The sequence below is a fragment of the Mangrovimonas sp. DI 80 genome, assembly GCF_001975575.1.
Taxonomy (GTDB): domain Bacteria; phylum Bacteroidota; class Bacteroidia; order Flavobacteriales; family Flavobacteriaceae; genus Mangrovimonas_A; species Mangrovimonas_A xylaniphaga.
Window position 1 is genome coordinate 488,320 of record NZ_MSDT01000005.1, and the last position, 12,928, is coordinate 501,247.

The 12,928-nt window shown below is 37.7% G+C and carries 13 protein-coding genes; 4 read left to right on the plus strand and 9 right to left on the minus strand.

Going from position 1 to position 12,928, the window contains the following annotated elements; genetic code table 11:
• The first annotated feature begins 72 nt into the window (after positions 1–72).
• Positions 73–1,956 carry a DUF3857 domain-containing protein gene (locus BKM32_RS11850; RefSeq protein ID WP_076663958.1) on the plus strand — a complete coding sequence of 628 codons (1,884 nt, stop codon included), beginning with the start codon at positions 73–75 and terminating at the stop codon, positions 1,954–1,956.
• A complete protein-coding gene (locus BKM32_RS11855) occupies positions 1,956–3,887 on the plus strand; it encodes a DUF3857 domain-containing protein (RefSeq protein WP_123812110.1) in 1,932 nt (643 codons plus the stop codon). The genes BKM32_RS11850 and BKM32_RS11855 overlap by 1 nt, the downstream gene beginning before the upstream one ends.
• Before the next feature lie 48 nt (positions 3,888–3,935).
• Here BKM32_RS11855 and BKM32_RS11860 read toward each other — a convergent pair whose 3' ends face one another.
• The 3 genes from BKM32_RS11860 to BKM32_RS11870 are packed head-to-tail and all read right to left on the minus strand — an operon-like array spanning position 3,936 to position 6,649.
• Positions 3,936–4,892 carry a CPBP family intramembrane glutamic endopeptidase gene (locus tag BKM32_RS11860; protein ID WP_076663960.1) on the minus strand — a complete coding sequence of 319 codons (957 nt, stop codon included), beginning with the start codon at positions 4,890–4,892 and terminating at the stop codon, positions 3,936–3,938.
• Positions 4,893–4,895: 3 nt separating this feature from the next.
• The gene (locus tag BKM32_RS11865) at positions 4,896–5,930 is read right to left on the minus strand and encodes an o-succinylbenzoate synthase (RefSeq protein ID WP_076663961.1); all 1,035 of its coding nucleotides are present in this window, start codon (positions 5,928–5,930) and stop codon (positions 4,896–4,898) included.
• Positions 5,931–5,953: 23 nt separating this feature from the next.
• A complete protein-coding gene (locus BKM32_RS11870; RefSeq protein WP_076663962.1) occupies positions 5,954–6,649 on the minus strand; it encodes a DUF2490 domain-containing protein in 696 nt (231 codons plus the stop codon).
• 79 nt (positions 6,650–6,728) lie between these two features.
• Here BKM32_RS11870 and BKM32_RS11875 point away from each other — a divergent pair, with 79 nt between their 5' ends.
• On the plus strand, positions 6,729–7,643 hold the full coding sequence (locus BKM32_RS11875) for a sterol desaturase family protein (protein WP_076663963.1): 915 nt from the start codon (positions 6,729–6,731) through the stop codon (positions 7,641–7,643).
• Positions 7,644–7,657: 14 nt separating this feature from the next.
• Here BKM32_RS11875 and BKM32_RS11880 read toward each other — a convergent pair whose 3' ends face one another.
• The 4 genes from BKM32_RS11880 to BKM32_RS11895 all read right to left on the minus strand — a co-directional run bounded on the left by BKM32_RS11880 (position 7,658) and on the right by BKM32_RS11895 (position 11,120).
• Positions 7,658–8,410 (minus strand): head GIN domain-containing protein, encoded by a 753-nt coding sequence (locus BKM32_RS11880; RefSeq protein WP_076663964.1) that lies wholly within the window; start codon positions 8,408–8,410, stop codon positions 7,658–7,660.
• A gap of 94 nt (positions 8,411–8,504) precedes the next feature.
• Complete coding sequence (locus BKM32_RS11885; protein WP_076663965.1) at positions 8,505–9,182, minus strand: metal-dependent hydrolase; 678 nt, start codon at positions 9,180–9,182, stop codon at positions 8,505–8,507.
• 178 nt (positions 9,183–9,360) lie between these two features.
• Entirely contained in the window at positions 9,361–10,263 is a 903-nt protein-coding gene (menA, locus tag BKM32_RS11890; RefSeq protein WP_076663966.1) for a 1,4-dihydroxy-2-naphthoate octaprenyltransferase, read from the minus strand.
• A 17-nt stretch (positions 10,264–10,280) separates the two neighbouring features.
• Positions 10,281–11,120 (minus strand): 1,4-dihydroxy-2-naphthoyl-CoA synthase, encoded by an 840-nt coding sequence (locus BKM32_RS11895; RefSeq protein ID WP_076663967.1) that lies wholly within the window; start codon positions 11,118–11,120, stop codon positions 10,281–10,283.
• 112 nt (positions 11,121–11,232) lie between these two features.
• Between BKM32_RS11895 and BKM32_RS11900 the strand changes: the two genes are divergently transcribed.
• Positions 11,233–11,667, plus strand: coding sequence for a hypothetical protein (locus tag BKM32_RS11900; RefSeq protein ID WP_076663968.1), 435 nt, complete (start codon positions 11,233–11,235; stop codon positions 11,665–11,667).
• Here the strand turns inward: BKM32_RS11900 and BKM32_RS11905 are convergent.
• Both BKM32_RS11905 and BKM32_RS11910 read right to left on the minus strand, forming a co-directional pair.
• Positions 11,639–12,469 carry a S1 RNA-binding domain-containing protein gene (locus BKM32_RS11905; RefSeq protein ID WP_076663969.1) on the minus strand — a complete coding sequence of 277 codons (831 nt, stop codon included), beginning with the start codon at positions 12,467–12,469 and terminating at the stop codon, positions 11,639–11,641. The genes BKM32_RS11900 and BKM32_RS11905 overlap by 29 nt on opposite strands.
• Before the next feature lie 83 nt (positions 12,470–12,552).
• Positions 12,553–12,891 carry a DUF2853 family protein gene (locus BKM32_RS11910; RefSeq protein ID WP_076663970.1) on the minus strand — a complete coding sequence of 113 codons (339 nt, stop codon included), beginning with the start codon at positions 12,889–12,891 and terminating at the stop codon, positions 12,553–12,555.
• Between the last annotated feature and the right edge of the window lie 37 nt (positions 12,892–12,928).

A 12,928-nucleotide genomic window follows, 5' to 3' on the forward strand; every position in this document is an offset into this window, starting at 1 on the left:
TGCTATTTTTAACTGATTTTACGTTAAAATTTAAAATTAAAAAAAATATATTTGAAAATTAAGAACGAATCTATGAACAAGACCATATTACTCCTACTGTTAAGCCCCTTTTTCATATTTGCTCAAGATTTTTCCGACGAAGACTTCATTTACCTCAAGCGTCACGAGCACATTCAGATCAAGTTGAATGAACATAAGTTTGATATTTCAAACAACATTTCGGAGCAGGCAGAATATCTAACTTCCAACAAGCTTTATTTTGCCAACGAATCCATGAGTTTTGATAGCTTTAGGACCATTGAAGATATTGATGCCTATACCTACATTCCTAGCTCCGACAAGAAAATAAAGGTCGACTATATTGAAACCAAGCGAGATTTTGACAACGGTGTGTTTTATAGCGACCAAGAATCCAAAAGCTTTATTTTTCCTGCGGTTACCAAGGGGGCCATTACCAATTTAAGCTATAAGGAAATCATCAAGGACCCTCACTTTTTGGGGCTATTCCGTTTTGGAACGTATGTGCCTACCAAAAGTGCACAATTGTCTATTGAGTTCCCTAAAAATGTTACTATTGGACATATTGAATTCAACACAAAAAACATTGATGTAAACTTCAAAAAAGAAGATTCCCCTAACGGTTACACCTATACTTGGACTGCAAATAACATTCAAGGGTTTCAAGGAGAAGATGACACCGAATCTGCGTTGTATTACCTTCCACATATCATCGTTTACATTAAAAACTATACGGAAGAAGGCAAAACATACAATGTCTTAAATGACGTGTCCGACCTTTACAACTGGTACAATTCTTTGGTGGAACAAATAGATGATAAGGACTTAAAAAAGGTATATGATATTGCCGATAACATCACCAAAAATTTAAGTACTAAACAAGAAAAAGCCGAAGCGATCTTCAATTGGGTACAAGACAATATCACTTATGTGGCCTTTGAAGATGGGCTTGGAGGTTTTATTCCTCGTGGCGCAGCCAGCGTATGCGACAAGCGTTACGGCGATTGTAAAGACATGGCCAATTTGCTTTACGAAATGCTCAACCACGTCGGTATTGAATCGTATCGCACATGGATTGGTACTAGAGACCGCCAATATTCTTACCACGACGTCCCTACTCCTATGGTTGATAACCATATGATCAACACGGCAATTGTTGAAAAAGACACCATTTTCCTGGATGCGACGGACAGTTATGTCCCTTACGGAATGCCTAGTGGTTTCACACAAACCAAAGAAGCCCTATTAGGAATAGACAAGGATACTTACAAAATCATTAAAGTGCCCGTTCAAGATGCTAGCAAAAGTATTTCAAAAGTCACCAGTGAATTTACTTTGGATGACACTTCTGTAAAAGTGACGGAAAAAAGGGAAATGACGGGATATGAAAAAGTAGATTTCATTTCGGACTATACCTTCAAAAAAAATGACCAAACCGATGAACAGTTTTTAAACACCAACTTGGCTTTGGGCAACAATAAAACCAAGTACACCAATATTACCAAGGCAAATTTCAACAACAAACAAACGCCTTTGGTTCTTCAGTACGATTTGAATATTGAAAACTATGCCAAAACCATTGGTAACAAAACCTATATCAATTTAAATATTGACAGGAGTCTTTCCAAAAGTGGCTTAGACTTGGAGGGTAGAAAATACAGCAAGAAAATAGACTACCTATTCGAGAAGCAATTTATAAGCCATTTAACGATCCCTGAAGGGTACAAAGTGAGTTATATTCCTGAAGAATTGAGTTTTGAAAACCCACATTACGGTTACAAAATCACTTATTCCGTAGATGGCAATATCCTTACCCAACACAAAGACATCTACGTTAAAACCCTAAGCATCCAAAATGATGAATTTGAGAGTTGGAACAGCTTTATCAAAAGCCTCATCAAAGCCTACAAGAAAAGTATAATACTAGAAAAATTATAATGATAAAAAGAGCTCTTATTGTACTGCTCCTTACTACAAGCAGCAGTTTTGCACAGCAATTCAGAACCTATGATTGGGAAAAGAAACCCAAATTACATAAACTCACCAAGGAAGAAACCGAAGAATCTTCCATAGGAATTCTAAAAAAGCACATTGTTGAATATTCGGCAAATATCATGTCTCCGGAGCCCAAACGTTATGAGACCGAGCATACCATTACTCGCGTAAATGATGACAAAGGGATTGCCAGACACAACACCGTGTACATCCCGATGTACGAGGTTAAAAAAGTGGTAGACATCAAGGCCAGAACCATTAGCCCAAAAGGAAAGGTAACGGTCTTGAACCAAGAGAACATAAAGGAAGTCAAAAACGTAGACGAATACGGAGACTTTAAGATTTTCGCCATTGAAGGAGTGGAAAAAGGTTCGGAAATTGAGGTTTTATACACCGTTGAAAAAGAATTCGACATGTATGGAGCCGAAACCATCCAAAGTAATTACAAAATCAAGAATGCTGAATTCACTTTCATTACTGGAAACCTAAAATCCAACGTAAAAGCATACAGAACCGATGTAAAATTTGAGGATATCACTGTAGACGGAAACAATGCAAAATCACTTGTTTTAAAGGATATTCCAGCTATGGTTGAAGAAGAATACGCCACTCCCGACGCCAACAAAATAGCGGTGGTTTACCAATGTTTCCCTAACGGACAGGATATTTCTCAAGAGATGTTTTGGACCAATGTTTCCTATAACGTAGGAACCAAATTCTTTCCTTCAGAAGTATCTCCTAAAGTAAGTAACGATCTTCCGCTTATCACGGAAGGTAAAACAGACATGTCGACGTTTGAAAAAGCCTCTCGTGTGGATAATTTCATAAAGAGCAACTTCAACATTGTAAAAAATAACAACGAAGAACTTTCCAATTTAGACTACATTTTGGAGAACCGTTCCGCCAGTAGTTTTGGGATTTTAAAAGCCTACGCCCATTACCTAAAAGCTTTGGATGTTGAATATGAAGTGGTAATTACAGCCAGTAGATTTGAATATAAATTCGATCCTACATTCTTTATCCCGAGCATGCTCAGAGAGTTTTTAATCTATTTGCCTACGGAGAAAAAATACATTGCTCCAGACCGCATTGAATACCGAGTTGGGGAAGCTCCTGCAAACATTCTTGGCAACTATGGGCTTTACATCAAACGAGATTTAGGGCATTATTTCCAAAAAATTGAGCAAAATGACCCTAACTACAGCCAAGTAAAACGTACGACTGATATTACCTTTAATGATGATATTGAAAGTGCCATTATTGAAATGCACCAAGAATATACTGGTCACTGGTCTGCCACCAATAGAGCTATTTTAAATCTATCCAGCGAGCAAGGTATCAAAGAGTTTAAGGAGTATTTAACCAGTTCTGGTGTTGAAGACAAACAGGAAATAAGCTTTTCTACCGAGAACAATGACATCAACCAAACCAAGTATAATGTTCCTTTTATTGTGAACTCTAAAGTCTCTTCGGAATCTTTGATTGAAGATGCTGGTGACAGCTATATTTTCCAAGTGGGACTTATTATTGGAACCCAAAGTGAATTGTACCAAGAGACCGAACGTGTGAATCCTATTGAAATGAGCTATCCAAACCAATACGATTACACCATTACCGTTCATATTCCAGAAGGGTATACTGCTGAAGGTTTGAGCAGCTTAAACCTGAACAAAAGCTACAAAAACGATAAAGGTGAAAAACTGGCCAAGTTTGAATCCAGTTATAAATTGGAAGGCAACAAAATCATTATCACCATTCAAGAGTTCTACAAAACTGTGGAATACGATTTAGATCGCTACGAAGAGTTTAGAGAGGTCATCAATGCCGCATCCGATTTTAACAAAGCTGCCATTTTATTAAAGCCTGTGGAATAATTCCTCTCGGAATACATAAACAAAAAGCGACCAAATTGGTCGCTTTTTTTATTCTATAATTTTATAGTCCTCTGCAGGCGGTTCTTCAACACTTCCAAACAATTTCCCTTTCCAATCGGTCCAATTATATTTTTTAGCGAATACAAATAGTAATATTGGGAATAGAATAAATACGGGCACAAACACATCCATAAAACCAGCCGCTGTTGGGCTGGACATATCTTTTAATATTGAATGTGTTTGGAAAGCTGTCCAATCTGCGGTTACCAACAAAGCCGTAAACAAATTATTGGCCGCATGAAATCCCAAAGCCAGTTCCATTCCTTCATCCATTAAGGTTAGGATACCCAAAAATAATCCTGTCCCGATATAATAAATCATAATTATATAGCCCAATTGGGTTACTTCTGGATTAGCTATATGCAATCCTCCAAACACTACAGATGTCAACAGTAGCGGCATCCATTTGTTTTTGGTAATTACACCTATTCCCTGCATTAAATACCCTCGGAACAAATACTCTTCAAAACTGGTTTGAAGTGGCACCATTACGATAGCAACAGCACAAAGAATTAAAAACGGCACTAGTTTAAAGTTCAACACATAGCCTTCAGGATTCATAAAATAATCCAACAATGACAGCCCTGTAGAGACAATTCCCCAGAAAATAAAAGCAAACCAAAACCGCTTCCAATCTATTTTTTGTCTACTCGTGGTTAACGAGCGAATACTTTGATGGTGAATAGTCTTTGCCACAAACAAAACACCTGCCAACCCCACCGCAAAAGACAGTAGCATTAAAAACAGGTTCAAATTTGGCTCCAACATAGTCATCATGGTTTGCTCATTCATATTAAACATGTCCATCCCTTCGTTATGGGCTTCCAAAAAAACTGCTCCGGTAAAAGGAATTTGCCCAATAATTACCGCAATAATTATAAGCAAAACCCCTACGGCATAGCGCCACCATTCGTGCAAAACTTTATATGCTTGTTCTATATACATATGTTATAAATTAAAATTCCAATGTAAGGTGTTATTGTAATGTAAAGCCCCTTTCTTGACTTCTAAAGGACTATCGAAATTATTGGTAAATAAACTTCCCGTTCCCAAACCTTGAGGTTGGTTTTGATCTAAGGTATAGGTCCATTGAGCAATCGCATTTAACCCAACATTGCTTTCCAAGGCACTAGTTACCCACCAGCCTATTTGCCGCTCTTCGGCCATATTAATCCATTCTTCGCTTCCATGATATCCTCCAATAAAACTGGGCTTTAAAATGATGAATTGCGGATTAATCTTATCTAAAAGCTTCGGTCTTTCCTTTGAATCGTAAACTCCTATCAACTCTTCATCCAATGCGATAGGCAAAGGCGTCTTTTCACACAAGGCTGCCATCTCTTCAAATTGCCCTTGTTTAATCGGTTGTTCAATGGAATGTAAATCCAAATTGGAAAGGCGTTTGAGCTTTTCTAATGCTTCTTCGGGAGTAAAGGCTCCATTGGCATCCACCCTAAGTTCTATATCCTTTGAACTAAACTCTTTTCTGATAGACTTCAACAGACTGATTTCAGTATCGAAATCTATCGCGCCAATTTTCATCTTGATACAACCAAAACCAGCTTCAATTTTAGCTCCAATCTGTTGTTTCATAAAAGCTTCATCTCCCATCCAAATTAAACCGTTAATTGGAATAGCATCTGTCCCCTTTGTAAAATTGGTTTCAAACAACAAAAAGGGAGATGTGCTTGCCAAAGACCTAAAAGCCATTTCCAACCCAAATTGAATGCTTGGAAATTCTCGATTCTTTTCAAGCAAGGCCTCCAAGCCCATCTCAATATTATTGCAAGTCCATTGCAACTGCTGTTCGTAATCTGGACGGTCATCGGCACTCAATCCTCTCAAGATGCCGCACTCTCCTATTCCTCGTTTACCTTCGGATTCCAAAACAATAAACCAAGTCTCCTTAGTTCGTAATATGCCTCTGGAAGTGCCACTGGGTTGCTTAAAATTTAAAATGTATTGATGATACGTTGCATTCATATACCCACAAAAATACACCTTAATTAAAACTTATGATGCATGCTTACCTGAAATTGCGCCTTGCCATTATTGGCCGTTTTTTGGTTCATCCAACCCAATTGAAAACGAATGGATTCATTCAATACATAACCAACTCCTAAATAAGTTCGGTTCCTGTCAAACAGTTCCACTTCCCTGCCGTCTCCAATATCGGTTTGGCCATTTACAAAGAGTTCGTTATAAAGCGCGGCATAAAACACCTTAGGACTTATTGTTTTTGCTGTGAAAGGAATATTGAGAAACAAATTATAGCGGTAGCGCGTTCTAAAATCCTGATCTTCCACAAAGCGCTGCTCATACCTAAATCGGTGCGTTAAATAAAAACGTCCTCCCACTTTTTGCGGCAACAAAGCTTCTTGATATATTCTACTTTCTGCACTGGTATCATTAGAATCCCCCAAGGCTCCCGAAGTAACATGAGCGTACCCCAAAGTAAACAATACATCTGCTTCCTTTGGTTGATAGGTGACGCCTGAACGTAATAACAGCTGCTCCAAGTCTCCTATGATATTCCAATTGCGATATTGTACATCCCCTTGAATCCCAAATTGACTATTTTGAAACTGGTGTTTGTAAAAATACATGTACCAACTCCCCGTTTGATTCGGATTTTGACTAAACAAAAACTGACTTGTAGTAATAAAGCACAACAAGGCTAAGGCACGCAAGGAAAAGGTCATAACAATAAAACTTTTAAGGAATATAAAATGAAAAAGACAATTAAAAATCTGTAATTTTAGAATTCAAATATCGCATTAAATGCCAGATTTTCCAAACATCATCCACTTTGCCATTCCTGTATTTATATTGGCCATGGCCCTAGAGCTGTACGTTACAACCAAGCAAAATTTAAAAGGATATCAAGCCAAAGATGCCCTATCCTCCATTGCCATGGGAATTGGCAATGTGCTCTTGGGATTTATAAGTAAAGGAATTGTGTTAATGGGATTGTTCTACATTTACAACCATTTTAGAATCATGACCATCCCAATAACATGGTGGAGTTTTGTACTGCTATTTTTTGCGGATGACTTTTCATATTATTGGTTCCACAGAATTAGCCATGAATGTCGATTATTTTGGGCTTCGCATGTGGTTCATCATTCATCTGAGCTCTACAACCTAAGCACTGCGCTTAGGCAGACTTGGTCTGGTGGGTTTTATTCTTTTGTATTTTGGTTGTGGTTGCCACTTATAGGATTTCATCCTGCCATGATTTTACTGCAAATGTCCATAAGCCTACTCTACCAATTTTGGATTCATACGGAAGCGATCAACAAAATGCCCAATTGGTTTGAAGCCATTATGAACACCCCTTCCCATCACCGAGTACACCACGGGAGTAACCCTTTGTATTTAGACCGAAACCATGCCGGGATACTGATAATTTGGGATAAATTGTTTGGAACGTTTCAACCAGAATTGGAAGATGAAAAAGTGACTTATGGATTGGTAAAGAACATACATACCTACAACCCTTTTAAAATAGCATTTTTAGAATGGTTTCAGATGTTTAAAGACTTCTTCCAAACAAAAATTTCTTTGAGAAGTAGAATCCTTTACTTGTTAAAGCCTCCGGGGTGGAGACATGACGGTAGTGGAAAATTAAGTGATGATTTAAGAACGGAATGGCTAAATTCCAAGACCTTCTTAGTCCAAGATCCTAAAAAGTAGCCATCCTAAATATATTACTCTACTTTTACTAAAGAGACCTCTCCTATTTTAAGACCACTATCTAAAACAGGATCCCCTTTATAGGTAATTACAGGCTCTCCGTAAGCAACTACTTTTAAACGTCCAGATACATTGCATTGAAATGTTCCGTCTCCGTATGCTGTAATTTTAGTAGAATTATTGTTAACGTCTATGGTATTAACCGTAGCTTCCCCGTAAGCCGTAAACTTCTGATTCTCGATACTTCCTTTATCAATCCTTAAAAAGCTTTCTCCGTAAATGGTCACTTTCAGATCTTTTAAAATAACCTCATTCATGTAAACTTGCGATTCTCCATAAATATTCATGGTTAATTTTGACATTTGCACAATGTCTTCAAATAGAAAACGCTCTTCGCCTCTTAAAGAGAATTTATCGGCATCTTTATAAGTAACAACAGCTTTTACAATGGTGCCATCATACAATGGAACCGAACCATATCCTGTTACCGTATTTTTATCATGGGTAGTTACAAATTGTGCGCCATCCAAATACAACTGAAGTGTTTTATTTTTGACTTCTACATTAAGCTTTTCAATAGGTTCGCCCAACATCTCTACAACCACACTTTCTTTTTCTCCGCTTCTAAAAATAACCTCTATATGTGGACTCACAATAACCTTATCAAATGAAGATACTTCAAACGTGTTAGCCTGTCCAAAACCTAATTGAACAGCACTTAAAACAATAATGCATAAAAACGTAAATGGTAATTTGATCCTTTTCATAACCTTAAAATTTAATCTTTCTAGTATACAGATGAGGATTTCTCTGTACTGTTACAGTTTAGCAGTTAAAAAGTAAGTATTTGGAATTTTGTGATTAAAGCTCAATGCCCTCTCCTATTTCTAGAAGCATTAAATCTTTATTGGCATCGAAAAACTTGCGTTTGGCCTCTTCATGATCAATTTCAATATAGCCGAAGGTATCGTAATGGTAGCCCAACACCTTATCGCATTCCACAAAATCACTGGCCATAATGGCATCGTCCACATCCATAGTGAAATTATCCCCAATTGGCAGCACTGCCAAATCCAATTTGGTGCGCATCGGGATCAATTTCATGTCCATGGTCAATGCGGTATCTCCTGCGATATAAATATTTTTATGTTCTCCTTCAATCACAAAACCTCCCGGTTGGCCACCATAACTGCCATCTGGAAATGAGGACGTATGAATGGCGTTAACATATTTCACCACTCCAAATTCAAAATCCCATTTACCGCCATGGTTCATAGGGTGAACTTCAATCCCTTTGGACTCGTAATGATTGGTCACTTCAAAATTGGAAACAATAATGGCATTGTTTTGCTTGGCAATAACCTCTGCATCCAAAGTGTGGTCTTGGTGGGCGTGGGTCAACAAAATATAGTCGGCTTTAATGGTCTCAATATCTATCTGGTCTGCTTTAGGGTTTCCAGTTATAAAAGGGTCTACAAGAATATGAACATCGTTTACTTCTATCTTAAGGCAGGCATGCCCGTAAAATGTAATTTTCATGGAATAATTGGTTATGGAATTAGTAAAACAAAAAAACTCAGATAAATTTAACAATTTATCTGAGTTTCAAAGCCCCAAATTTTATTGCCAACATATAGCATAAATTGTTGACCTACAAAATTATTACTGTAAAGATACAACTAAAGAACTGATTTACAACATTTTAAAGTTAAATTTTCTATAAAATATGCCCTATTCCCAGTAATAAAGAAAATAGGAAGGTTGTTAATGCAAGTGGTTTCAGCTGCTTGTCTAAATCTTCTGATGTTTTTGCTTTTTTGACACTAATCAAGTGCTTAAACAACGGAATAAAAGCCAATACAAAAATTAAGTTATAAGGCGAATTATAATACAAAACACCAAACAATGCTCCACATAAAATAGCCCCTCCCACTAAAACATAATGGTATATCTTCGCTTTTTGCTTCCCCAATCGCACTGCTATGGTAATTTTATTGGATAAGGTATCGGAATCTATATCTCTCATATTATTCAGATTCAAAACTCCTATACTCAATAGGCCCAAAGCAATTGCAGGTAATACCAGAACGTGATCCAATTGTTTGGCATAAAGGAAATAGCTTCCCATAACACTAACCAAACCAAAAAATATGAACACAAAAACATCTCCCAAACCTCTATAGCCATATGCCGAATCTCCCATAGTATAGTTGATAGCCGCATACACACAGGCCGCAGCCAACACAATAAAAATTATGGAATATACTAAATACTCATGCCCCATTGCCACATAGATTAGGGACAATGACAACACAATCACTATTAAAATGTTAATCTTGATCGCCTCCATCATTTGTGTAGGCGTAATGCTTCCACTTTGAATGGCTCGTTGTGGTCCTAATCGGTTTTCGTTGTCGGTTCCCTTTACGCCATCACCATAATCATTGGCCAAATTGGATAGAATTTGAAAGCCAACGGTGGTCAACATTGCCAACACAAAAATAGCCATATCAAAAAGACCATTATAGGTTGCCAAACAGCTTCCAATAATAATCCCAGATAAAGACAAAGGCAAGGTACGCAAACGAAATGCTGAAATCCAGCTGCTAAGTTTACTCATAAAATAGTACTAGCTAATTAAGGAATCCACTTTTTGTCGAAGTTAGGCTTACGCTTTTCCAAAAAGGCATTTCTACCTTCTTTAGCCTCATCTGTCATATAGGCCAAACGCGTCGCTTCTCCCGCAAATACTTGCTGCCCTACCATTCCGTCGTCGGTAAGGTTCATCGCGAATTTTAGCATTTTAATGGAAGTTGGGGATTTTGCCAATATTTCTTGAGCCCATTCAAAAGCGGTATCTTCCAATTCGGTATGAGGTATCACGGCATTTACCATTCCCATTTCAAAAGCTTCCTGAGCAGAATAATTTCTTCCTAAGAAAAATATTTCTCTTGCCTTTTTCTGCCCCACCATTTTAGCTAAATAGGCAGATCCATAACCACCGTCAAAACTGGTGACATCGGCATCGGTTTGTTTAAAAATGGCATGTTCCTTACTGGCCAGAGTTAAATCGCAAACCACATGTAAACTATGGCCGCCACCAACAGCCCATCCTGGCACCACCGCGATCACTGCTTTAGGCATAAAACGAATCAATCGTTGTACTTCCAAAATATTTAAACGATGGTAACCATCTTCTCCAACATAACCTTGATGACCTCTCGCCTTTTGATCTCCTCCACTGCAAAAAGAATACACGCCATCTTTGGTTGACGGTCCTTCTGCAGATAACAATACCACCCCGATATTTACATCTTCATTGGCATCGTAAAAGGCATCATATAATTCACTTGTTGTCTTGGGCCTAAAGGCATTCCTAACATTTGGCCTGTTAAACGCAATACGTGCCACACCATCGCATTTTTTATACGTGATATCTTCGTATTCCTTGGCCGTTTTCCAATTTATATTACTCATGATAATTAATTTCAGCGTAAAAATACATATTTACAACTAATATGAATTCATTTTTTTGGTAGGGAAAATCTTGCTCCCTAATTTTGTTTTGGTTGTTAGATTTTGTTAAGAAATGAAAGTATTGGAATCGCCTTTCGCTAAAAACGTGGAAGCCACTTATTGTATTGAAATAGGTGACTTTCATTTTTTCAGCAATTACGTAGTTGCCGAATTTAGGCAAGGCACCAACGTGGCCTTTAAGGATTTTGAGGAAATCTTTGATTTATGCGATGAGATTTTTGGCGACCAACCCTACGGCTTTATTTCCAACCGTGTGCACTCCTTTTCTGTAGACCTTGTAGATGCCCTTGAAAACAGCAGCAAAGTAAGCCATATTAAAGCTTATGCCGTTGTTACCTACAACCACAATACCAAACGTATGTTGGCCATTGAGGAACACTATTTCAGCATTAAAAGAAAGCGTTTCAATACACTCGCAGATGCTACCGAATGGGTTTTAGGTCAATTACAATTTACGCCTAGACCAAATAAATTCCATCCTCTTTAATCTCTATCAAGCGTTGCTTGTACAAATTGCCAATCCCCTTTTTAAAGTTCTTCTTACTCATTTGAAGTACCTCCTTGATAAGTTCAGGATCGGATTTATCGGTAAGTTCTAAATAACCACCATTATCCTTTAATTCCTTCAGAATAATATCGGCATTGGGTTCTATACTTCTATAGCCAATTTGCTCCAGTACAATATCCAACTTATTATCCTTGCGAATCTTCTTGACGAAACCTTTCAAACGATCGCCAACACTCAGATCCTTAAAGATATTGTCCTTAAAAATAAGTCCCTGGTGTTTTTTGTTCACGATAACATTCATCCCAATTTCCGAAGGATGAGATACAATTAGGTCTACTTCATCAAACACTTCAACCGTGAGATTCGTGTTATCCAAAAATCTATTGGTCTTGCTCGAAGCCACCAATCTTTCGGTTTCTTCATCTAGATAACAATGTACCAAATACCAACCGCCTTCTTTCATTTTAAAGACCTGCTCCTTAAACGGGCAGAACAGCTCCTTCACCATTCCCCAGTCCAAAAAAGCCCCGAATTTGGTCACGGCATTACATCTTAAAAGGGCGAAATCGCCTTTGGTAATGTACGGATGATCTGTAACAGCCACCAAACGCTCTTCGTTATCCAAATAAACAAAGACTTCCAATTCATCTCCAATCTCAAAAGATTCCGGAACATAACGGTTAGGCAACAACACCTCGTTATCTTCCTTATCAGACAAAAACAAACCAGGCTCGGTTTCTCTTACAATTTCTAACGTATTGTATTCTCCTATGTGTATCATGCGGCAAAGTTAAGCATAATAGTGAACCCAAAAACAAAAAGCGCTACATCTTTGTAGCGCTTTTCTATTCTTATATCGAAGGATTAATAAACCGTTTCCTTACTGAAATGTTTCGTCAACAAATAATAGACTACCACTCTATATTTAGTCCTATTGGAGCGCCCATAATTATCTATCACGGAATTAATAGCTGCATCCAATTCTGGAGTATCCTCAAGCCCCAATTTTTTAATCAAGAAATTGGTTTTTACTCGTTCCAATTCCGAATCATCTGAACTGGAGACTGTCGCAGAATCTGCATTATAAATAGACGGTCCGCAGCCAATGGTAATTTTGGTAAGCAAATCCATCTCAGGTTCTAATCCAAACTTATCTTTTAGCTCAGCGGCGTACTTAATGATTAATTCTTCGCGCTTGTTCATAGGTTTTATCGTGTTTTTAATTATTAGAAATGGACTT